21 protein-coding genes are annotated in these 19,941 nt (G+C 67.1%); 12 read left to right on the top strand and 9 right to left on the bottom strand.

Going from position 1 to position 19,941, the window contains the following annotated elements:
- Nucleotides 1-14 precede the first annotated feature (14 nt).
- The 3 genes from BLR51_RS00525 (at nucleotide 15) to BLR51_RS00515 (ending at nucleotide 1,944) form a co-directional block, all read left to right on the top strand.
- Entirely contained in the window at nucleotides 15-896 is an 882-nt protein-coding gene (locus tag BLR51_RS00525) for a LysR substrate-binding domain-containing protein (protein ID WP_089842070.1), read from the top strand.
- Between the two features lie 134 nt (nucleotides 897-1,030).
- A complete protein-coding gene (locus BLR51_RS00520; protein ID WP_089842067.1) occupies nucleotides 1,031-1,513 on the top strand; it encodes an RNA pyrophosphohydrolase in 483 nt (160 codons plus the stop codon).
- Nucleotides 1,510-1,944 carry a hypothetical protein gene (locus BLR51_RS00515; RefSeq protein ID WP_089842064.1) on the top strand — a complete coding sequence of 145 codons (435 nt, stop codon included), beginning with the start codon at nucleotides 1,510-1,512 and terminating at the stop codon, nucleotides 1,942-1,944. Before BLR51_RS00520 ends, BLR51_RS00515 begins: the two co-directional genes overlap by 4 nt.
- On the opposite strand, the gene BLR51_RS00510 is transcribed toward BLR51_RS00515, so the two are convergent.
- Both BLR51_RS00510 and rnr read right to left on the bottom strand, forming a co-directional pair.
- Nucleotides 1,941-3,218 (bottom strand): lytic murein transglycosylase, encoded by a 1,278-nt coding sequence (locus tag BLR51_RS00510; protein WP_089842060.1) that lies wholly within the window; start codon nucleotides 3,216-3,218, stop codon nucleotides 1,941-1,943. The two genes, BLR51_RS00515 and BLR51_RS00510, sit on opposite strands and share 4 nt — an antisense overlap.
- A gap of 93 nt (nucleotides 3,219-3,311) precedes the next feature.
- On the bottom strand, nucleotides 3,312-5,630 hold the full coding sequence (gene rnr / locus BLR51_RS00505; protein WP_089842056.1) for a ribonuclease R: 2,319 nt from the start codon (nucleotides 5,628-5,630) through the stop codon (nucleotides 3,312-3,314).
- Between the two features lie 211 nt (nucleotides 5,631-5,841).
- On the opposite strand from rnr, the gene dapE reads away from it, so the two are divergent.
- The gene (gene dapE, locus BLR51_RS00500) at nucleotides 5,842-6,987 is read left to right on the top strand and encodes a succinyl-diaminopimelate desuccinylase (protein WP_089842052.1); all 1,146 of its coding nucleotides are present in this window, start codon (nucleotides 5,842-5,844) and stop codon (nucleotides 6,985-6,987) included.
- Nucleotides 6,988-7,108: 121 nt separating this feature from the next.
- Here dapE and BLR51_RS00495 read toward each other — a convergent pair whose 3' ends face one another.
- From BLR51_RS00495 to dapD, 4 genes are all read right to left on the bottom strand, one after another.
- A complete protein-coding gene (locus BLR51_RS00495; RefSeq protein ID WP_089842049.1) occupies nucleotides 7,109-7,459 on the bottom strand; it encodes a DUF8846 family protein in 351 nt (116 codons plus the stop codon).
- Nucleotides 7,460-7,512: 53 nt separating this feature from the next.
- The gene (locus BLR51_RS00490) at nucleotides 7,513-8,544 is read right to left on the bottom strand and encodes a sodium:calcium antiporter (protein WP_089842044.1); all 1,032 of its coding nucleotides are present in this window, start codon (nucleotides 8,542-8,544) and stop codon (nucleotides 7,513-7,515) included.
- 15 nt (nucleotides 8,545-8,559) lie between these two features.
- Nucleotides 8,560-8,805 carry a GlsB/YeaQ/YmgE family stress response membrane protein gene (locus BLR51_RS00485; protein WP_089842040.1) on the bottom strand — a complete coding sequence of 82 codons (246 nt, stop codon included), beginning with the start codon at nucleotides 8,803-8,805 and terminating at the stop codon, nucleotides 8,560-8,562.
- 98 nt (nucleotides 8,806-8,903) lie between these two features.
- The gene (gene dapD, locus BLR51_RS00480) at nucleotides 8,904-9,731 is read right to left on the bottom strand and encodes a 2,3,4,5-tetrahydropyridine-2,6-dicarboxylate N-succinyltransferase (RefSeq protein WP_089842038.1); all 828 of its coding nucleotides are present in this window, start codon (nucleotides 9,729-9,731) and stop codon (nucleotides 8,904-8,906) included.
- Nucleotides 9,732-9,924: 193 nt separating this feature from the next.
- On the opposite strand from dapD, the gene BLR51_RS00475 reads away from it, so the two are divergent.
- The 4 genes from BLR51_RS00475 (at nucleotide 9,925) to BLR51_RS00460 (ending at nucleotide 12,889) form a co-directional block, all read left to right on the top strand.
- Complete coding sequence (locus BLR51_RS00475; RefSeq protein WP_089842035.1) at nucleotides 9,925-10,215, top strand: ribbon-helix-helix domain-containing protein; 291 nt, start codon at nucleotides 9,925-9,927, stop codon at nucleotides 10,213-10,215.
- A 100-nt stretch (nucleotides 10,216-10,315) separates the two neighbouring features.
- Nucleotides 10,316-10,711: a VOC family protein gene (locus tag BLR51_RS00470; RefSeq protein WP_089842032.1), complete on the top strand. Its 396-nt coding sequence runs from the start codon at nucleotides 10,316-10,318 to the stop codon at nucleotides 10,709-10,711.
- Between the two features lie 67 nt (nucleotides 10,712-10,778).
- Nucleotides 10,779-11,303, top strand: a complete 525-nt coding sequence (locus BLR51_RS00465) for a twin-arginine translocation signal domain-containing protein (protein ID WP_089842029.1) — start codon at nucleotides 10,779-10,781, stop codon at nucleotides 11,301-11,303.
- Between the two features lie 14 nt (nucleotides 11,304-11,317).
- On the top strand, nucleotides 11,318-12,889 hold the full coding sequence (locus BLR51_RS00460; RefSeq protein ID WP_089842025.1) for a GMC family oxidoreductase: 1,572 nt from the start codon (nucleotides 11,318-11,320) through the stop codon (nucleotides 12,887-12,889).
- A 79-nt stretch (nucleotides 12,890-12,968) separates the two neighbouring features.
- Here BLR51_RS00460 and BLR51_RS00455 read toward each other — a convergent pair whose 3' ends face one another.
- Nucleotides 12,969-13,886 (bottom strand): threonine/serine dehydratase, encoded by a 918-nt coding sequence (locus tag BLR51_RS00455; RefSeq protein WP_089842022.1) that lies wholly within the window; start codon nucleotides 13,884-13,886, stop codon nucleotides 12,969-12,971.
- Nucleotides 13,887-13,960: 74 nt separating this feature from the next.
- On the opposite strand from BLR51_RS00455, the gene BLR51_RS00450 reads away from it, so the two are divergent.
- Nucleotides 13,961-14,803 (top strand): LOG family protein, encoded by an 843-nt coding sequence (locus BLR51_RS00450; protein WP_089842019.1) that lies wholly within the window; start codon nucleotides 13,961-13,963, stop codon nucleotides 14,801-14,803.
- Nucleotides 14,804-14,844: 41 nt separating this feature from the next.
- Here BLR51_RS00450 and BLR51_RS00445 read toward each other — a convergent pair whose 3' ends face one another.
- Nucleotides 14,845-16,725, bottom strand: a complete 1,881-nt coding sequence (locus BLR51_RS00445; RefSeq protein ID WP_089842016.1) for a nucleoside-diphosphate sugar epimerase/dehydratase — start codon at nucleotides 16,723-16,725, stop codon at nucleotides 14,845-14,847.
- 431 nt (nucleotides 16,726-17,156) lie between these two features.
- On the opposite strand from BLR51_RS00445, the gene BLR51_RS00440 reads away from it, so the two are divergent.
- Nucleotides 17,157-18,179, top strand: a complete 1,023-nt coding sequence (locus BLR51_RS00440; RefSeq protein ID WP_089842013.1) for an aspartate-semialdehyde dehydrogenase — start codon at nucleotides 17,157-17,159, stop codon at nucleotides 18,177-18,179.
- A gap of 193 nt (nucleotides 18,180-18,372) precedes the next feature.
- Nucleotides 18,373-18,516 (top strand): hypothetical protein, encoded by a 144-nt coding sequence (locus tag BLR51_RS27635; RefSeq protein WP_165616706.1) that lies wholly within the window; start codon nucleotides 18,373-18,375, stop codon nucleotides 18,514-18,516.
- A 246-nt stretch (nucleotides 18,517-18,762) separates the two neighbouring features.
- On the opposite strand, the gene BLR51_RS00435 is transcribed toward BLR51_RS27635, so the two are convergent.
- Nucleotides 18,763-19,410 (bottom strand): carbonic anhydrase, encoded by a 648-nt coding sequence (locus BLR51_RS00435; RefSeq protein ID WP_089842010.1) that lies wholly within the window; start codon nucleotides 19,408-19,410, stop codon nucleotides 18,763-18,765.
- Nucleotides 19,411-19,542: 132 nt separating this feature from the next.
- Here BLR51_RS00435 and BLR51_RS00430 point away from each other — a divergent pair, with 132 nt between their 5' ends.
- Nucleotides 19,543-19,938, top strand: a complete 396-nt coding sequence (locus tag BLR51_RS00430) for a hypothetical protein (RefSeq protein WP_230794629.1) — start codon at nucleotides 19,543-19,545, stop codon at nucleotides 19,936-19,938.
- Nucleotides 19,939-19,941: the final 3 nt, after the last annotated feature.

Here is a 19,941-nt window from a genome sequence, read left to right as displayed (position 1 = left end):
TCGGAGTTTGAGAGATGGCGCTTTCTCTGCAAAGACTGGACGCCGTAAGGGCAGTGGCCGAGGCTGGCTCCTATGCGGCAGCCGCGCGGGCGCTTGCGGTCAGCCAGCCCAATATTTCCGCGCAAGTGCGTGGACTTGAAAAGGAATTCGGCGTCCGCCTGTTCCGGCGCGAATCGGGTCGGCTGCTGCCCACGGATCTCTGCCTCAAGATCTGCGATTCGGCGGAACGCATGGCCGAAGCCTGGCAGGAAGCGGAGCGGCTGCTGCTCAGCCGCGCTTCGCTGCGCGAAGGGCAGATCATCGTGGGACTGGGCAACGCGATGCCCGGCATGGCCCTGATCGCGGCATTCCACCGCGCCTATCCCGGCGTGTCCCTGAAGGTGGAAACGGGCTCGCATCAGAAGATCACCCGCGCCGTGCTCAACCATGAATGCGACATCGGCGTGCTGCCCGATGTGCCCGCCGACCCCCGCTTTCGCAGCGCGCATCTTGCCGAAGCCCGCGTCGTGGCGATTGCTCCGCTGGGTCACCGGCTGGCGCGTCACGGCGAAGTCACCGCCCAGATGCTTTGCGACGAGCCGCTGATCTTCCGCGCGGCGGGCTCCTCCACCCAGCGGGCTGTCGACCGGATGTTCGCCCGCGCCGGGCTGTCGCCTCGGCCTTTCCTGACGCTGGATGCCCGCGACGGGCTTTACGAGGCTGTGGCCAACGGGCTTGGCATCGGGTTTCTCTGGCAGGGCTCCACCGGGCGCACCGATGGCGTGACCCAGCTTCGGATCTCGGAAATGCAGGGGCAGGCCATCCACGAAACGGTCTTCAGTCTTCGCGAAGCAAACGGCCAGATTGTCGAGGCGTTTTTCAACCTCATCGCGCATGAGGCCCCGACGGCGGTCTGACAGGTCGGGGACTGGTCCTTGCGTCACCTCCACCCCTTCGGCGGAGGGAGGCCTGCGGGCGCCACTCGGGGTCTTTCCATTCGTGCCCCCCGGCGCTAGCGTCCGCGCAGCAGCAGGAGCGCGCCGTGACAGCCATGACCCCCGAACAGATCGCAGCCTTGCCCTATCGCCGCAATGTCGGCGTGATGCTGGCCAATGGCGCGGGCCATGTCTTTGTCGGCCAGCGCTATGACAGCGAGATGCCCGCGTGGCAGATGCCGCAGGGCGGGATCGATGCGGGCGAATCCCCGCGCGAGGCGGCGCTGCGCGAACTGGTGGAGGAAACCGGCGTTTCCCCGGATCTGGTGACGGTCGAGGCCGAAACCGACGGCTGGCTCAGCTATGATCTGCCGCATGACATCGTGCCCCGCATCTGGAAGGGCCGCTATCGCGGGCAGGAGCAGAAATGGTTCCTGCTGCGCTTTCACGGCAGCGACGATCAGGTGAACATCGCGACGGAGCATCCCGAATTCTCGCGCTGGTGCTGGTTGCCTGCGGATCAGGTGCTGGACCAGATCGTGCCGTTCAAGCGCCCGGTCTACGAGCAGGTCATCGCCGCCTTCGGGGCCCGGCTGTGATCCGGCTGCCGCTGCTGGCCCTGCTGCTGCTGACCGCCAGCCCGGCGCTGGCGCTGAAATGCCTTGCCCCCGATCCCGCGCGCGATTTCCGCGCCGCAGAGGCCGACAGCGCCACATGGTCCGGCGTCTATGGCTGGCTGGAGGTGCTGTCGCATCCCGAGGGCGCGGGGACGGGGCAGGCGCGGCTGACCGGACGGTCGCTGACGACCGAAGGCTTCAGCCAGCCCTTTGACCGGGACATCGCGCTGCAGGTCAGCTGTCTTGGCCCGTGGTGCGGGCAGGTGGAGTCGGGCCCGGTGGCGGCGCTGCTGCGCCATGGCCGCGCCGGGCTGGTGCTGCAGGTCGAACCCTGCCGCGCCAATCTCTGGCCCGATCCCGAACCTGCGCAGATCCAGAGCCTGAGCGCCTGCATGGCCGGGGCCTGCGACTAGCGCAGCCCCTCCAGCACCCGCAGCGAGGCATAGCCATCCGGCACATGGCCGGTGGACTGCTGCCACGCGCGCACCGCGTCGATGGTCTTGGGCCCGATGCGCCCGTCGATGCCCTGCGGATCGAATCCCGCCTGCTGCAGCAGGGTCTGCATCTCCACCCGCTCGTCATAGGTCAGGGCGCGGTCATCCTGCGGCCAGCCGCCCTGAAACGGCTCCGCGCCCAGAATGCGGTCGCTGAGATGGCCCACCCCGATCACATAGGCATCGGCGGTGTTGTAGCGCTCCAGCACCGCGAAATTGCCAAAGACCAGCAGCGCCACGCCGCGATGCCCGGCGGGCAGCAGCAGGGCGGCGGGCCCGGCCTCCTCCGGCACGGGCGTCACCGGCGCCACGCCAAGCGCCGCCCAGTCCGCCAGCGGCTTTTCGATGCCGCGATCGGCCTGCGCGTAATCGAAGCCCTGCGGCAGCGTCACCTCCACGCCCCAGGGCTGGCCCCGGGTCCAGCCGTTTTCGGCAAGGTAACGCGCGGTGGAGGCCAGCGCGTCGGCGGGATCGTCCGACCAGATGTCGCGCCGCCCGTCGCCGGTCCAGTCCACCGCCAGCGCAAGGAAGGATCCGGGCATGAACTGGGTGTGCCCCATCGCCCCGGCCCAGCTTCCGGTCATCTGGTCGGGGCTGGTATCGCCATTCTGCAGGATGCGCAGCGCGTCGATCAGCTGTGTTTCGAAAAACGCCGCCCGTCGCGAGGAGGAGGCGAGCGTTGCCAGCGAGCCAATGATCGGCTTGGTGCCGCGAAAGGTGCCATAGGCGCTTTCCAGCCCCCAGATCGCCACCACCACCTGCCGGTCGACGCCATAGCGCGCCTCGATCTGGCGCAGCAGCGCGTCATGCTCGGCCAGCGCGGCGCGACCATTCTGCACCCGCAGGTCGGACACGGCGCTGTCCAGATAATCCCATAGCGTCTTGGTGAATTCGGCCTGCGAGCTGTCGCGGCGCAGCACGTCCGCGTCGAAGACCGCGCCTGCCAGTGCTGCGTCCAGCGTGGCGGGGGTGATCCCCGCCGCCTCGGCACGGGGGCGGAACGCGGTGATCCAGCCGTCAAAAGCCCCAGCCTCTGTCGCGAAGCTCGCCTCGTTCGGGGGCGACACGGCGGGGCGCGGCACCGGGCGGGCCGAGACCTGCGGCGCCACCTCCGCCGCCACCGATCCCGTCAGTCCGGCCTGTGCCAGACCCGCAAAAACACTCAGGGCAAACCCCGCGCCAAACCGTTTCATGATGTCACCTGCTGCTCTTGTCTTTATCCGCAGGCTAGCAGGACTCGGCCCCGTTGCGAAGCGGGGCCGGGGGCATGAGCGGGCAGGCGCGGGTCACCCTTTCGTGGGGCGGCTGCGGCTGACCTTGCGCGCGGTCTTGGCGGTTTTCTTGCGCGCCACGGTTTCCTTGCGCCGCGCCGGTCCCTTGCCCTTGGGGCCGCCGCCGGGAGACTTGCGGAACCGGCCAAAGCCTGCGGGCTTGCGATGCCCGCGCGGCTTGGCGATTTCGGCATTCTCCAGCTCCAGAAGCTCCAGCCCGATGCCGCCGGTGACCGGCGCCGCCTCGACCAGCCGGACCTTCACGCGCTGGCCCAGCGTGATGAGCAGCCCGGTATCGGACCCCATCAGCGTGCCCGCATCCGCGTCGAAATGGAAAAACTCGTTGCCCAGCGACCGGATCGGCACCAGCCCGTCGGCTCCGGTCTCGTCCAGCTTCACGAACACGCCAAACCGCGCGATGCCGCTGATCCGCCCGCCGAATTCGGCCCCCAGCCGGTCCGACAGATAGGCGGCAAGGTAGCGGTCGGTGGTGTCGCGCTCCGCGATCATCGACCGCCGCTCGGTGTCCGAGATATGCTGCGCGGTCTTTTCCAGCTGCTCGATCTCCTGCACCGACAGCCCGTCATCACCCCAGCCATGCGCGGCGATCAGGCCGCGATGCACGATCAGGTCGGAATAGCGCCGGATCGGCGAGGTGAAATGCGCGTAATTCTTCAGCGCCAGCCCGAAATGGCCAAAATTCTCGGGGCTGTAATAGGCCTGCGTCATCGACCGCAGCGTCGAGATGTTGATGAGCTCGGCATCGTCCCGGCCCGCCGCGTCATGCAGCAGCTTGTTCAGATGCCGGGTCTGCAGCACCTGCCCCTTGGCCAGCACCAGACCTGCGGCCTCCGCCGTCTCGCGCAGCGCTTCCAGCTTTTCGGGGGGCGGCTCCTCGTGGACGCGGAACAGCAGCGGCGTGCGCTTGGCGGTCAGCGTCTCGGCGGCGGCGACATTGGCCAGCACCATGAATTCCTCGATCAGCCGGTGCGCGTCCAGCCGTTCGACAAAATTGACCGACACCACCTTGCCTTCGGCGTTCAGCATCACGCGGCGTTCCGGCAGATCCAGATCCAGCGGCTGGCGCCGCTCGCGCGCCGCCTTCAGCGCGGCATAGGCGGCGTAAAGCGGGCGGATCACCGGATCGAGCAGCGGCCCGGTGCGGTCATCGGGCGCCCCGTCCATCGCCGCCTGCACCTCGCCATAGGTCAGCGAGGCGGGCGAGCGCATCAGCCCGCGCACGAACCTGTGGCTGCGCTTGGCGCCTTCGGCATCGATCACCATGCGCACGGCCAGACAGGCGCGGGGCACGCCCTCATGCAGCGAACACAGATCGCCCGACAGCCGGTCGGGCAGCATCGGCACCACCCGGTCGGGGAAATAGCTGGAATTGCCGCGCCGCCGCGCCTCGCGGTCCAGCACCGATCCGGGCCGGACGTAATGCGCCACATCGGCGATGGCGACCCAGACCACATGGCCGCCCGGGTTCTTGGGGTCGTCATCCGCCTCGGCATAGACGGCGTCGTCATGGTCGCGGGCATCGGCAGGGTCGATGGTCACCAGCGGCAGGTCGCGCAGATCCTCGCGCCCCTTCAGCCCGGCAGGTTTCATGCGGTCGGCCTCGGCCAGCACCTCGGCGGGGAAATCGTCGGGGATGCCGTGCTGGTGGATGGCGATCAGCGACACCGCGCGCGGCTCGCTGGGATCACCCAGCCGGGCCACGATGCGCGCCTTTGGCAGACCCATGCGCGTGGCGCGGGGGCTGGCCTGTTCGGCCTCGACCAGTTCGCCCTCCTGCGCGCCATGGGTGGCGTCGGGGGCCACGGTCCATTCCTTGTCGGATCCCTTGTCGATGGGCACGATCCGCCCGCCTTCGGCGTTCTTGCGGAAGATGCCCACCACCTTGCGCGGGCTCAGCCCGATCTTGCGGATCAGCCGTGCCTCGTAATTGTGGTCCTCTTCATGGACCACCTGCAGCTTGGCCAGAATGCGGTCGCCCTCGCCAAGCGCGGGATCGGTGGCGCGCGGCACCATCAGCACGACGGGCTCCACACCCTCGCCATGCCATTCCAGCGGCTGCGCGTAGATGTCGCCATTCTCGTCCGGCGCCTTGACCTGCAGCACCGTCACCGGCGGCAGGCGGTCCGGATCGCGATAGGTCTTGTGGCGCTTTTCCAGATGGCCTTCGGACTCAAGCTCCTTCAGCAGGCGCTTGAGGTCGATCCGGGTCGCGCCCTTGATGCCAAAGGCCTTGGCGATCTCGCGCTTGGAATTCTGGGTCGGGTGGGCGGAAATCCAGTCGAGGATCTCTGCCTTGGAGGGCAATGTGCTCATGTCCTCTCCCTACCATGGCCCCAAGTCAGCGTCATCGCGATTCTGAGGCTCCGCCCCGGCTTCCTTCGGCCTCAAATATCCCGGGGGAGTCGCGCATCGCGCGACGGGGGCAGCGCCCCCGCGCCCCTTGCTGCCCCGGCATGGCGCCGGAGCGTTTGCGCTTGGCCCGCCGCCGCGCTAGCCAAGGGGCTGAACCTGCCGGAGACCTGCCATGACCCCCGTTGATCCCGTTGCCCTGACCGCCGCGCTGGTGCGCTGCGACTCCGTCACCCCCCGCGAAGGCGGCGCGCTGGTGCTGCTTCAGGGCGTGCTGGAAGAGGCGGGCTTTGCCTGCACCCGCGTCGACCGCAACGGCATCGCCAATCTTTTTGCGCGCTGGGGCGCGCAGGCCCATCCCCGCAGCTTCGGCTTCAACGGCCACACCGATGTGGTGCCGGTGGGCGATGCCGCCGCATGGACGGCGGAACCCTTCGGCGCCGAAATCCGCGACGGGGTGATGTATGGCCGGGGCACCACCGACATGAAATCCGGCGTGGCGGCCTTTGTCGCGGCGGCGGTGGATTTTGTGCGCAGCACCCCGCCCGAGGGCGCGGTGATCCTGACCCTGACCGGCGACGAGGAGGGCGATGCCAGCGACGGCACCGTGGCGCTGCTCGACTGGATGGCCGGGGCGGGGGAGCGGATGGAGGTCTGTCTGGTGGGCGAACCCACCTGCCCCGAGGAAATGGGTGACATGATGAAGATCGGGCGGCGCGGTTCGATGAACGCATGGATCACGGTGACCGGGCGGCAGGGCCATTCCGCCTATCCGCACCGTGCGCTGAATCCGCTGCCCGCGCTGGCGCGGCTGGTGGACCGGCTGTCGAGCCATGTGCTGGACGAGGGCACCGCGCATTTCGACCCCTCGACGCTGGCGGTGGTCACGCTCGACACCGGCAATCCCGCCACCAACGTGATCCCGGCGCAGGGCCGCGCCACGCTGAACATCCGCTTCAACGACCGGCATAGCGGTGCCGCGCTCTGTGACTGGCTGCGGGCGGAGGCGGCGGCGCTGGATGCGGAATTCGGTACCGTGACCGAACTGCGTTTCCGGATTTCAGGAGAGGCCTTCCTGACCCCGCCCGGCGCGCTGTCGGATCTGGTGGCGGCGGCGGTGCTGGCAGAGACCGGGCGGCAGCCCGAACTCTCCACCACCGGCGGCACTTCGGATGCGCGGTTCGTGCGGCATCACTGCCCGGTGGTGGAATTCGGGCTGGTGGGCAAGACGCTGCATCAGGTCGACGAGCATGTGGAGGTGGCGCAGATCGGCCAGCTCAAGGCCATCTATGGCCGGATCCTGCGCGACTACTTCGCCTGACCCGGCGGGCCTTGCAGGGAGGCGGGGGCGCTGCCCCGGTGGAGGGAAAGGGAGGGGGCTCTGCCCCCTCTTGGCTTCGCCAATTCACCCCCGGAGTTTAGGGGCAAGATGAAGCTGCGGCTCAGTCCTCGTCGTCTTCCGCCTCGTCATCGTCATAAAACGGGGTGACCTGGGCCACGATGACGGAGTTTTCGGCGAGCGCGCGCGCCATCAGGCTGCGTTCACCTTCGTCAATGTCGAAGCCTTGCGCCACGCGCTCTTCCTCGGTGCCGTAGCCGGTGACGTCGAGCGGCGCCATGTCGGCCTGTTTCAGGATGGCGACGGTTTCGCGCACCGCCTCGGCCTCGTCGACGCCGGAGGCATAGCAGAGCAGGGCGGCACCGGTGGCGGCCTTGGGCAGGCCGTCGCCTTCCTTGCGGCCGACTTCGACCAGAAGCGTGTAGACCTGCTGTTTCGACGGGGGTTTGGCCATGATCTGCTCCGCTTCGAGGTTTGGCCCGCACTAGGGCGCGCGCTGCGCCGCTGTCAAGCGCGCAGCAGTTCCACCGCCACCGCACAGCCATAGACCGCCATCAGCAGCACGCTTTCGATCCCGATGCGCGCGGGGCCTTCGCGCTGGCGCAGGATCAGCCCGGCGAGCAGGATCGCGGTCATCAGCAGCCCGGTCGCCAGCCAGTAAAGATCGGCGGGGCCTGCGGCGTGATAAAGCGACCCGTCCCGCCATGCGACATCGGAAAACACCAGAAACAGCGTGTCGAAGGTGTTGCCGCCGATGATGCCGCCCACCGCAAGCTGCAGCGCGCCCCGGCGCACCGCCACCAGGGTGGTGACAAATTCCGGCAGCGAGGTCACCACGGCGGTGACCAGCGCGCCCACGAGGCTCGACCCGAGGCCGAAGCGGGAGATCAGCGTGCCACCCACCTGCGCGATGACCCAGCCGCAAAGGCCCATCACCGTGACAAGAGCCGCGAAGACCAGCGCCGGGCGCAGCACCGAGGCCTGCGGATCGCTGTCCGCATCGGGCGTGTCATGCCGCGTCTCGCGGGTTTCCACCGGGCGCCACATCGGCTGCTGTCGGACCGCGGACGACAGGCGCACGCCGCAGACATAGGTCAGGAACATCACCACCGACACCGGATGCACACCTGCCACCGCCACATCCGGCCCGGCCATGGCGGCGATGGGCAGGCTGAGCAGGATCAGCAGCATCACCGCCTGAAACAGGTTGGCGGGTTCGGCTGCGGCATGTTCAAGATTGGCGCGGCGGTGCAGCAGGTCGGCCACCGCCAGAAACAGCGTCTGTGCCGCGATGCCGCCCACGGCATTCGACAGCGCGAAGCTGGCATCGCCGCTGGCTGCGGCGCTGACCGAGACCACCACCCCCGAAAGCGAGGTGGCGCCGCCCAGCACGACCCCACCCACCAGCGCCTCGCCCATGCTGGTGCGGTCGGCGATGAGATCGGCAAGGTGGGTGGCGCGGATGGAGGCGGCAATCACGATTGCTCCCGCCAGCGCGAACAGCGCCAGCAGGAGCGGCAGGGATAATCCGGAAATCACGAAAGGGCTATGGCGTCAGGATTTGAGCTTGCGGTAGCCCCAGATCAGCACCGAGGCGCCGATGATCCCCACGATCAGCTGCGGAACCCATGTGTTGGCGGCGTAGATGCCCATCAGGGCCAGCACCGCGTTCAGCACCACGGCGCCGACGATGCCCAGAAGAATGTTGGTCAGAAGGCCGGTATCGGCCTTCATGATCATCGAGGCGATCCAGCCCGCCAGTCCGCCCACGATGATCGATGCAATCAGTCCCAGTCCCATGGAATAGTCTCCGCTTTAATGACACAGTTCCAAGGCAACGCGCGCCGGGGCGGCGAAGTTCCCGGCCTCCGCAAAGAGGCCGGGCCGGGCGCGCGGGATCAGTCGCGCAGCAGCTCGTTGATGCCGGTCTTGGAGCGGGTCTTTTCATCGACGCGCTTCACGATCACCGCGCAGTAAAGGCTGACGCCGTTCTTCGACGGCATGGAGCCTGCCACGACCACGGAATAAGGCGGCACCTCGCCATACATGACCTCGCCGGTCTCGCGGTCGACGATCTTGGTCGACTGGCCAAGGAAGACCCCCATGCCCAGCACCGAGCCTTCGCGCACGATCACGCCTTCCACCACTTCGGAGCGGGCGCCGATGAAGCAGTTGTCCTCGATGATGGTCGGACCGGCCTGCATGGGCTCCAGCACGCCGCCGATGCCCACGCCGCCCGACAGGTGCACGCCCTTGCCGATCTGCGCGCAGCTGCCCACCGTGGCCCATGTGTCGACCATGGTGCCGCTGTCGACATAGGCGCCGAGGTTGACGAAGCTGGGCATCAGCACCACGCCCGGGGCGATATAGGCGGATTTGCGGACCACGCAGTTCGGCACGGCACGGAAGCCTGCGGCGCGCCACTGGTTGTCGCCCCAGCCCTTGAACTTGCTGTCGACCTTGTCCCACCAGCCGCCGCCCTGCGGGCCGCCATCCTGACGTTCCATGTCCTTGATGCGGAAGCCAAGCAGCACCGCCTTCTTGGCCCACTGGTTCACATGCCAGTCGCCATTCTCCTGCCGTTCGGCCACCCGCAGCGCGCCGGAATCAAGCGCGTCAAGCGTGGCTTCGATGGCCTCGCGGGTTTCGCCGGTGGTGGCGGAGGTGATGCTGTCGCGCGCGTCCCAGGCGGATTCGATGGCGGCTTCAAGCTGGGCGTTGGACATGGGGTCGGCTCCTTCGTGCGGTCGGGATCGGTCGGGGTTTCGGCTGTCATAGCGGCGTGGAGGGCGCGGGACAATCCGCGTGATGGGACGGCGGCGCGCTGTCCGACCTTTGGCGGCTGTGCGCCGCCCGTGTTCTGCGCTAGACTTTGCGGCACCATCCGGCCCATGCGGCGGGTGGCAGGGAGGGTTTGCCATGTGTCACGTCTTTGCCGGACAGGATCCTGTCCGTTATGCCACCACCACCCGGCGCCTGCGGCTCAACGGCCAAAGCACCAGCATCCGGCTGGAAAATTCCTTCTGGGCCATTCTGGACGAGATCGCGGCGCAGGAGGGCGTGACCACCCCCGCCTTCGTGTCGAAACTGCATGCAGAGGTGCTGGAACTGCGTGGCGAGCCGGAGAATTTCACCTCGCTGCTGCGCTGCGCCTGTCTGGTGTTTCTGGAACAGCGCGCGGCGGCGCCGCGTCTGCTTGCGGCGGAATGATCGCCGGGGCGGGCCGCGCCGGGTAGTAAGGTGATACTACCCGCAGGGCCCGCAGCCTTGTCAGTCTGGACGAACCGACACGACTGACAAGGAGACGCTTGTGGCAAAAGCCATCCACAGCATGATCCGCGTTCTCGACGAGGCGCGGTCGCTGGAATTCTATGACCGCGCCTTCGGGCTGAAGATCGCGGACCGGCTCGATTTTCCCGACTTCACGCTGATCTATCTCAGCAATGCGGAGACCGGGTTCGAACTGGAACTGACGGTCAACAAGGACCGGACCGACCCCTATGACCTTGGCGATGGCTATGGCCATCTGGCGGTGTCGGTGGCCGATCTGGACGCCGAACATGCCCGCTTCGAGGCGGAGGGGCTGAACCCGCGCAAGCTGGTCAGCTTTGCGCCCGCGGGCACGCTGGTGGCGCGGTTCTTCTTTGTGGCCGATCCCGACGGATACCAGATCGAGGTGCTGGAACGCAGCGGAAGGTTCACCTGACACAGCCACCGGGGTGCTGCGGGAGAGGAGGCCCGCCCGCCCCGGCACATCAAGGGAGGAGGAAAGAATGACACCAAATGCAAGCCACCGGGGCCTGACCCGGCGCCAGCTTCTGTCGCGCGCCACTGCGGCGGGCGCGTCTTTTGTGGTGGGGACCGGATTTGTCGCGGCCCCCGACGCCGCATGGGCCGCCGAGACCAGCCATCTGGAGCCGCGCGTCTTTGCGACGCTGGTGCAGATGGCGCGCGACATCTACCCGCATGACCGCATCGCGGATGCCCATTACGTCATTGCCGTGCGCGGCTATGACACGCCCGAGGCCGCGCCCGCCATCACGGCGGGCATCGCGGCGCTGGACGCTGCGGCGCAGGGGCGGGGCTTTGGCAGCTATCTCGACACCGGCTGGGAACGCGACCGGGTCGACCTGCTGCGTGGCATGGAGGAGAGCGCCTTTTTCCAGCAGATCCGCGGCGGGCTGGTGACCGGGCTTTACAACCAGAAAGAGGTCTGGCCGGTTTTTGGCTACGAGGGCGAGAGCTACTCCTTGGGCGGCTATATCGACCGTGGTTTCAACGACATTGCGTGGCTCTGAGGGAGGATCGGAAGATGGCAGCGGTTTTTGATCTGAACGACGACAGCGTGGTCGTCATCATCGGCACCGGCGCGGGCGGCGGTGTTCTGGCCAACGAACTGGCGCAGAAAGGCGTCAATGTCGTGGCGCTGGAAGCGGGCGGGCGGTACCTGCCAGAGGATTACGTCAACGACGAATGGGAAAGCTTCGGGCAGCTGGCCTGGACCGACCCGCGCACCACCAGCGGCGACTGGCGCGTGGCGCGGGATTTTTCGGGCCTGCCGGCATGGATCGTGAAGGCGGTGGGCGGGACGACGACCCACTGGGCGGGGGCCTCGCTCCGGTTTCAGGACCATGAATGGAAGGCCGCCACCAGCTATGGTCCGGTGCAGGGCGCCAACCTGCTGGACTGGCCAATTGATGCCGCCGAGATGGCGCCGTGGTATGACAAGGCCGAGGAAAAGCTGGGCGTGACCCGCACCGGCGGGCGCGAGGGCCTGCCCGGCAGCAACAATTATCTGGTCTTCGAAAAAGGCGCGCGGGCGCTGGGCTATACCGAGGTGCATACCGGGCGCATGGCGATCAATTCGGCATGGAACGATGACCGCATGGCCTGCCAGCAGACCGGGTTCTGCTTTCAGGGCTGCAAATGGGGGGCGAAATGGTCCTCGGCCTATACCGACATTCCGCGCGGCGAGGAGACCGGCCATCTGGAGGTGCGCGAGCGGGCGCATGTGGCCCGCATCCTGCACAATGACGAGGGCCGCGTCACCGGGGTGGAGTATTTCGACAAGGACGGCGCGCTGCAGATGCAGAAGGCGCGGATCGTCTGCGTGGCGGGCAATTCCTTTGAAAGCCCGCGGCTGCTGCTCAACTCCGCCTCGGCGATGTTCCCCGACGGGCTGGCCAACAGCTCCGGTCAGGTGGGGCGCAACTACATGCGGCACATGACCGGATCGGTCTATGGCATCTTCGACAAGCCGGTGCGGATGTGGCGCGGCACCACCATGGCGGGGATCATTCAGGACGAGGCGCGGCACGATCCCTCGCGCGGCTTTGTCGGCGGCTACGAGATGGAGACGCTGAGCCTTGGCATCCCGTTCATGGCGGCCTTCCTTGATCCCGGCGGCTGGGGGCGCGAGTTCACCTCGGCGCTGGATGCCTACGAGAACATGGCGGGCATGTGGCTGGTGGGCGAGGACATGCCGCAGGAGACCAACCGCGTCACCCTGAACCACGCGGTGACGGACCAGTGGGGCCTGCCGGTGGCCAATGTGCATTTCAGCGACCATCCCAATGACGTGGCGATGCGGGCCCATGCCTATGGCCGGGGGCAGGCGGTCTATGAGGCGGTGGGGGCGACGCGCACCCTGCCGACGCCGCCTTATCCGTCGACGCATAACCTTGGCACCAACCGCATGTCCGAACATGCGCGCGACGGGGTGGTGAACCGCTGGGGACAGACGCATGACATCCCCAACCTTTTCGTGTCGGACGGGTCGCAGTTCACCACGGGAGCGGCGGAGAACCCGACGCTGACCATCGTGGCGCTGGCGATCCGGCAGGCGGATCACATCGCGCGGGAAATGTCGGCCCGCAACATCTGACGGTTGGGCCGCAAGGGCAGGGGGGCGCTGCCCCCCCTGCACCCCCCGGAGTTTAGGGGCAAGATGAAGGGCAGGGCCGTCAGGGCAGCGGATCGGGCGCGGGATTGGCGCCGCAGAGCAGCACCGCCACCCGTTCGCCGGGGGCGGGCACATAGGCGCCGGAGCGCAGCGCGGCGAGGGCCGTGGCGCCCGCCGGTTCCAGCAGCAGGCGGTGGCTGTGCCAGAGCGTCCGCTGCGCCTCGAGGATCGCGGCATCGCTGACCCGCACGCTGGCGGCAAGATGGTCCTGCGCAAGACCAAGGCAGATGTCGCCGATGCGCCGGGCGCCAAGCGCGTTGGCGGCCACGCCCGAGACTGCCACATCCACCGGATGCCCCGCCTCCAGCGCCGCGTGCAGGGTGGGGGCGGTGTCCGGTTCCACCGCCACGATGCGGCGCGCGCCCCTGCTCCAGGCCAGGGCCCCCGCGATCAGCCCGCCGCCGCCCACGGCGATCAGCAGCGTGTCGGCCTCGAGCCCCTGCTCCTCCCATTCGCGCAGCAGCGTGCCCTGTCCCGCCACGGTGGCGGGGGCGTCATAGGCATGGATCTGCAGCGCGCCGGTCTCTGCCTCCAGCTGGCGGGCGGCTTCGAGCGCGTTGGAATAATCGCCGGGCACCACGGTCAGGTCGGCGCCGCAGCGGTCGATCAGGGCGATCTTGGCGGGGCCTGCGAGTTCGGGCACGAAGATGCGGGCCGGGTGGCCCAGACGGCTGGCGGCATAGGCCACCGCCGCGCCGTGATTGCCGCCCGAGGCCGCGACCACGCCCGCCGCCGGCACGGGCAGGGACAGCAGGGTGTTGAAGGCGCCGCGCGCCTTGAAGCTGCCGGTGTGCTGCAGATGTTCCAGTTTCAGGGCCACGGGGTGATCCCACAGCACTGCGCTGTCCATCACCGGCGTGCGCTGCACATGGGGCGCGATCCGCGCGGCGGCGGCGGCGATCTCTGTCGGCCAGTCCATGGTGAATTCCCTTGTCGTCCGGTCCGCCGCGCAGGCTATAGTTGGGAAAAGAGCAGGACAAGGACAGTCAGATCATGAATGACGACCGCCATTCCATCTTCCGCGATGCGGGCCATGACCGGAAGACCGCCGACCAGATTCCCGACACGCCGCAGACCCGGGCGCCGTCCTACCGGCTTGCCTTTGCCGACGAGGAATTCCTGTGCCGCGAGGAACTGCGCCCGGTGCGGCTGCAGCTGGAGCTGCTGAAGCCGCAGATGCTGCTGGACGAACGCCGGATCACCTCCACCGTGGTGCTGTTCGGCGGCGCGCGCATTCCCGCCCCCGCAGAGGCCGGGCAGGCGCGCACGCAGACGCTGGCCGATCTGTCACGCTTCTATGAGGAGGCGCGGCTCTTCGCGCAGGCCATGACCGAGAAATCGCTGGCCAGCGGCAACCGGGATTTTGTGATCGCCACCGGCGGCGGCCCCGGCGTGATGGAGGCGGGCAACCGTGGCGCGCAGGAGGCGGGCGGCATCTCCATCGGGCTTAACATCGTGCTGCCGCATGAACAGGCGCCCAACGTCTATGTGACGCCGGATCTGTGTTTCAACTTCCATTACTTCGCCATCCGCAAGATGCATTTCCTGATGCGGGCGCGGGCGGTCTGCGTGTTTCCGGGCGGGTTCGGCACGCTGGACGAGCTGTTCGAGGCGCTGACGCTGATCCAGACCGGGCGCATGGACCGGGTGCCGTTCCTGCTGTTCGGGCGGGAGTTCTGGGAGCGCATCATCAACTGGGAGGCGCTGAGCGAGGCGGGCACCATCAGCCCCGAGGATCTGGACCTGTTCCGCTTCGTGGAAACCGCGCAGGAGGCGGTGCATGTGATCGAAGAATGGGATCCGGCGCCGCCGCGCGATGACATTCCCGGGCGCTGAGGCGCGACCATTGGGGGGCGGGTTGCCGCCCCTCCGCCGGGTCAGACGGTCTGCTTTTCCTCGGCGCGGACCGGGTCTTTTTCGCCGCGTTCCACCCAGCGCGCGATGATGGCGCGGGCCAGCGCCTCGTCGCGGGTGGTGATGGCGTGGCGCAGATCCTTGACCGCCGTCGCCACCTCGAATTCCGACAGATAGCCTTCCTGCGCGCGCAGGATCTTGTGATGCGGCGTGGTCAGCATGTCCGGAGAGATCAGCAGTTCCTCGTGCAGCTTCTCGCCGCTGCGCAGGCCGGTGATCTTGATTTCGATGTCACCATCGGGGTTGCGGACGTCGCGCACGGTGTAGCCCGCGCCTTCGATCATTTGCCGGGCCAGTTTGCGGATCGGCACCGGGTTGCCCATGTCCAGCACGAAGACATCGCCGCCCCGGGCGAAGGATCCGGCCAGCAGCACCAGCCGGGCGGCTTCGGAGATGGTCATGAAATAGCGCGTGACGCGGGAATCGGTCAGCGTCACCGGGCCGCCACGGGCGATCTGCTCTTCGAACAGCGGAATGACCGAGCCTGAGGATCCCAGCACATTGCCGAAGCGCACCATGGAAAACCGGGTGTCGGCGCTGCGCGTGGCCAGATCCTGCACGATCAGTTCGGCCAGCCGTTTCGACGCGCCCATGACATTGGTGGGCCGCACCGCCTTGTCGGAGGAGACGAGGATGAACCGTTCCACCCCGGCATCGCGCGCAGCTTCGGCGATGACCTTGGTGCCCAGCACGTTGTTGCGCATGCCGGAGATGACGTTGCTTTCGACCAGCGGCAGGTGCTTGTAGGCGGCGGCGTGCAGCACGACATCGATGCGGTATTCTGCCAGAAGCTGGGTCATCAGCGGCTCGTCCAGCACCGATCCCAGCACCGGCGCGATGGTCAGGCCTTCGGACAGGTCGCGCAGTTCCTTGTCGATGTTGTAGAGCGCCAGTTCGCTGTGATCGAGCAGCACGATGCAGTCGGGTTTGCAGCCGATCAGCTGGCGGCAGAGTTCGGATCCGATGGACCCGCCCGCGCCGGTGATCAGGATGCGGCGCCCGGTATAGGCATGGCTGACGCCGGGCAGTTCGCTTTCCAGACGGTTGCGGCCCAGCAGATCGTCCAGCGACACCGGGGCCACGCGCTTTTTCAGTTCGCCCTCGCCGACCAGTTCCGCGAAAGAGGGCAAGGCATGCACCTCGCAGCCGATGCTGCGCAGACGGTGGGCGATTCGCGCCAGTTCCGGCTGACGGATCGACGGCATGGCCAGCACCACCCGGTCGATGCCCTTGCTGGCGATCAGATCCTTGATGGTCGAGGGGGCATGCACCCGCAGGCCCGAGATCACCAGCGACTGCAATGTGGGGTTGTCGTCGACGAAACACACCGGTTCGATCGCATCGTCATGGCGCAGGGCGGCCACAAGCTGCTGGCCGGTCTGGCCCGCGCCATAGATCAGCACCCGCATCCGCAGAGCGCCCTTGCGGTAGATCTGGATGGTGGCGTGCAGGGCAAGGATGCGCCACGTCGCGCAGAACACCAGCAGCAGCGTGGTGAAGATGAAATAGACCGCAGGCGGCAGCGGCGGGGCGATCAGGGAATCCAGCACAAATCCCGCAACCCCTGTCAGGGCCGCAAAAAATGCCGTGCGGGTGATGCCGCGCGTTTCATAGGCGGCCAGCTTGATCCGGGGCAGACCCAGCCGCCACGAGATCACGCCCCCCACCGCCATCAGCGCGCCGATCAGCGGCAGCAGCGCCATTGCCATGGACAGATCCGTGCGGACCGTCGCGTTCAGCACCAGCGCCGCGAACATCGCCAGCGCCACCATCGCCACGTCGAAACCGACAAAGACGATTTCTTTCTGGGTGCGCGTTAGGGTTGTGACAAGCCGGTAAAACATGTGTCTTGTCCTTCGCGACCGGAGTCGCCTGACCATTAAACCGAAACCAGCGCGGCCTTTGGACCTTGAACGTCTGAGGTGTGGGCGCTGCGTCATACATTCTGCCTGATTGGCGAGCAAAATCACATCCTGTGTAATCGTCTGCCCAAACTATGGACAAGGACCGAGATGCTGCACCTGCACAAATGGGCGGGTTTTCTCCGATCCTGACGTCTTCATGCCATGAATTGCAGCAGGAAGATACAGCCAAGGCCGGACGGCAGGAATTCCTGACCCTGTCTTTCCGGCGCTTCGGGGCGCCCGATCTGACGCGTCAAGTGGGGTTTGGGGCCAATCGGGCCTTCCGCCGCCGGGCGGCATGGGGTATGACCCGCGCTTGTCCGAAGCCGGGATTCACCCGGCGGCGGCAGTAACGAAGGGAGCCAGATCACATGGGCTACAAGGTCGTCATAGTGGGCGCCACGGGGAACGTGGGCCGCGAAATGCTGAACATCCTCGCCGAGCGCGAATTTCCGGTGGACGAGATCGCGGCGCTTGCGTCGCGCAGGTCGCTGGGAACCGAGGTGAGCTTTGGCGACAGGACGCTCAAGACCCAGGATCTGGCCACATTCGACTTCACCGGCTGGGACATGGCGCTGTTCGCCATCGGCTCTGACGCCACGAAGGAATATGCGCCCAAGGCCGCAGGCGCGGGCTGCGTGGTGATCGACAACTCGTCGCTCTATCGCTACGACCCCGACGTGCCGCTGGTGGTGCCCGAGGTCAACGCCGACGCGGTGCTGGGCTATGCCAAGAAGAACATCATCGCCAACCCCAACTGCTCCACCGCGCAGATGGTCGTGGCGCTGAAGCCGCTGCATGACCGCGCCCGGATCAAGCGCGTGGTGGTCAGCACCTATCAGTCGGTGTCCGGCGCGGGCAAAGAGGGCATGGACGAGCTGTGGGACCAGACCAAGGCGGTCTACAACCCCGTGTCCGACGTGCCGCCGAGCAAGTTCACCAAGCAGATCGCCTTCAACGTCATTCCGCATATCGACGTCTTCATGGAAGACGGCTCGACCAAGGAAGAGTGGAAGATGGTGGCCGAGACCAAGAAGATCCTCGACCCCAAGATCAAGCTGACCGCGACCTGCGTGCGCGTGCCGGTGTTTGTCGGCCATTCCGAGGCGCTGAACATCGAATTCGAGGAATTCCTTGACGAGGACGAGGCGCGCGACATCCTGCGCGAGGCGCCCGGCATCATGGTGATCGACAAGCGCGAGGATGGCGGATACATCACGCCGGTGGAATGTGTTGGCGATTTCGCCACCTATATCAGCCGCATCCGTCAGGATTCCACGCTGGATAACGGTCTGAACCTGTGGTGCGTGTCCGACAACCTGCGCAAGGGCGCTGCCCTGAACGCGGTGCAGATCGCCGAGGTTCTGGGCCAGAAGGCGCTGAAAAAAGGCTGACCCGTCGGTCGTGACAGATGCAGGGCCCGTCTCCGGCAGGAGGCGGGCCTTTGTCTTGGGCGCCTGCGCTTTGGGATAGTCCTTTCTCTGCGGCAGAGCGCGGGGCCTATGCGGCGCCGGGCTGGGGTGGGGACTGCGGGAATGTTAGACCTGCGGGACCAGAGCCCGTTCCCGCGAAGGAGAAGACCAAGACATGATGATCGATCTCACCGACATTGCCCGTGGCCGCCGCATCGTGGCACTGGCCGCGCGGGACATGCTGAGCCGGAGACGTCACCCGCGCCCGGTGCAGGACATGCTGACCCGCACGCTGCGGCGTCTGCGTCTGTCCTTCTAGACCGCTGGTCCGGCGCCCGACTCTCTCCGGGGGCCGGGCCGGTGGTCTGCCGCGGAGGGGTGCGCCCCGCTCCGCGTCTTGCCGTGGTCTTTCAGAACACTGCCAGGCACGGGTCGACGTGACGCCGTGCCATGGTCCGGGATCGGAACAGCCTTCGGGCTGAACCGAAAGGTCCGCGCCGCGCTGCCCCCAATACGCCCCCGACGGGCCGCGCGGCGCGGGCCCGTCTGGGATGCCCTCGCAGGATCAGACCGCGACGAAGCCGCCCGTTCTGGGATCGTAGCATTCCAGCGCGCCGCCGCCGATTTCGTGCCAGAGCCCGTGCAGCGACATGTCCCCCGCCTCCACGGCGGAGCGCACGAAGGGGAAGGTCATCAGGTTTTCCAGCGACACCACCACGGCCTCACGCTCCAGCAGCGCGGCGCGGCGGTCTTCCTCCTGATCCTTCACCCGTTCATAGCCGGGGCGCAGGATGTCCATCCAGCGGCCGACGAAGCTGGATTTCTCCTCCAGATGCGGGGCGTTGCCGGAACACATGTCCAGACAGCCCTTCACCCCGCCGCAGCCGGAATGACCCATCACGATCACATGCGCGACCTTCAGCGCGGTGACCGCATATTCCACCGCCGCCGAGGTGCCGTGCTGCTGCCCGTCGGGCAGGTAAGGCGGCACGAGGTTGGCGATATTGCGATGGATGAAGAATTCCCCGGTATCCGCCCCAAAGATCGAGGTCACATGCACCCGGCTGTCACAGCAGGAAATGACCATGGCCCGCGGGTGCTGTCCTTCGGAGGACAGGCGTCGATACCATGCGGCATTCTCCGCATAGCTTGTCGCCTTCCAGCCATGGAACCGCTGGGCCAGATAGGTGGGAAGGGGTTTGGCATGCTGCATCACGAACCTCCACGCGCCGTCACGGCTTTTGGATTACGCGCAATTCGGCAGGAATTCGAGAGAAGAAACGCTGTGCGCCTAAGGTTTTGGGAACTTCGGGGCGCTACTCAGGGCAGGCCGTGGGGGCGGATCATGGGGATGCGTGTGGTGGAACAGGTTGCGGTGCTGTCTCCTTGCGAAAAGGCCGGGCTCGACCCGGAGCGGCTGGAACAGCTTTTTGCCCGGCTCGGGCCGCAGGAAGGTGAAAATGTCGTATGCCGGGCGATGGAGGAACTGGCCTGCCGGCTGGGCCATGCCGACCGGCTGTTCACGCAGGGCGACTGGCCGGAGATGCGCAAATGCACCCGGGCGCTTGGCCGGATCGCGGAACAGATCGGCATGAGCGGGCTCAGCCGCATCAGCCGCGACGTGGTGCAGTGCATCGATGATGGCGATGGCGTGGCCCTGTCGGCGACGCTGGCGCGGATGGTGCGGATGGGGGAAAGCTCGCTTTACGCGCTCTGGGATCTGCAGGATCTGTCGGTCTGACCG

The sequence above is a fragment of the Salipiger marinus genome (assembly GCF_900100085.1).
Taxonomy (GTDB): domain Bacteria; phylum Pseudomonadota; class Alphaproteobacteria; order Rhodobacterales; family Rhodobacteraceae; genus Salipiger; species Salipiger marinus.
This window is presented reverse-complemented; position numbering and strand designations above follow the sequence as displayed.

What these genes read in the sequence shown, in the direction of transcription:
- BLR51_RS00525 (WP_089842070.1), top strand. Translation starts at nt 15, where the DNA reads ATGGCGCTTTCTCTGCAAAGACTGGACGCCGTAAGGGCAGTGGCCGAG.
- BLR51_RS00520 (WP_089842067.1), top strand. Translation starts at nt 1,031, where the DNA reads ATGACCCCCGAACAGATCGCAGCCTTGCCCTATCGCCGCAATGTCGGC.
- BLR51_RS00510 (WP_089842060.1), bottom strand. Translation starts at nt 3,218, where the DNA reads ATGAAACGGTTTGGCGCGGGGTTTGCCCTGAGTGTTTTTGCGGGTCTG.
- rnr (WP_089842056.1), bottom strand. Translation starts at nt 5,630, where the DNA reads ATGAGCACATTGCCCTCCAAGGCAGAGATCCTCGACTGGATTTCCGCC.
- dapE (WP_089842052.1), top strand. Translation starts at nt 5,842, where the DNA reads ATGACCCCCGTTGATCCCGTTGCCCTGACCGCCGCGCTGGTGCGCTGC.
- BLR51_RS00495 (WP_089842049.1), bottom strand. Translation starts at nt 7,459, where the DNA reads ATGGCCAAACCCCCGTCGAAACAGCAGGTCTACACGCTTCTGGTCGAA.
- BLR51_RS00485 (WP_089842040.1), bottom strand. Translation starts at nt 8,805, where the DNA reads ATGGGACTGGGACTGATTGCATCGATCATCGTGGGCGGACTGGCGGGC.
- dapD (WP_089842038.1), bottom strand. Translation starts at nt 9,731, where the DNA reads ATGTCCAACGCCCAGCTTGAAGCCGCCATCGAATCCGCCTGGGACGCG.
- BLR51_RS00475 (WP_089842035.1), top strand. Translation starts at nt 9,925, where the DNA reads ATGTGTCACGTCTTTGCCGGACAGGATCCTGTCCGTTATGCCACCACC.
- BLR51_RS00465 (WP_089842029.1), top strand. Translation starts at nt 10,779, where the DNA reads ATGACACCAAATGCAAGCCACCGGGGCCTGACCCGGCGCCAGCTTCTG.
- BLR51_RS00460 (WP_089842025.1), top strand. Translation starts at nt 11,318, where the DNA reads ATGGCAGCGGTTTTTGATCTGAACGACGACAGCGTGGTCGTCATCATC.
- BLR51_RS00455 (WP_089842022.1), bottom strand. Translation starts at nt 13,886, where the DNA reads ATGGACTGGCCGACAGAGATCGCCGCCGCCGCCGCGCGGATCGCGCCC.
- BLR51_RS00450 (WP_089842019.1), top strand. Translation starts at nt 13,961, where the DNA reads ATGAATGACGACCGCCATTCCATCTTCCGCGATGCGGGCCATGACCGG.
- BLR51_RS00445 (WP_089842016.1), bottom strand. Translation starts at nt 16,725, where the DNA reads ATGTTTTACCGGCTTGTCACAACCCTAACGCGCACCCAGAAAGAAATC.
- BLR51_RS00440 (WP_089842013.1), top strand. Translation starts at nt 17,157, where the DNA reads ATGGGCTACAAGGTCGTCATAGTGGGCGCCACGGGGAACGTGGGCCGC.
- BLR51_RS27635 (WP_165616706.1), top strand. Translation starts at nt 18,373, where the DNA reads ATGATGATCGATCTCACCGACATTGCCCGTGGCCGCCGCATCGTGGCA.
- BLR51_RS00435 (WP_089842010.1), bottom strand. Translation starts at nt 19,410, where the DNA reads ATGCAGCATGCCAAACCCCTTCCCACCTATCTGGCCCAGCGGTTCCAT.
- BLR51_RS00430 (WP_230794629.1), top strand. Translation starts at nt 19,543, where the DNA reads ATGGGGATGCGTGTGGTGGAACAGGTTGCGGTGCTGTCTCCTTGCGAA.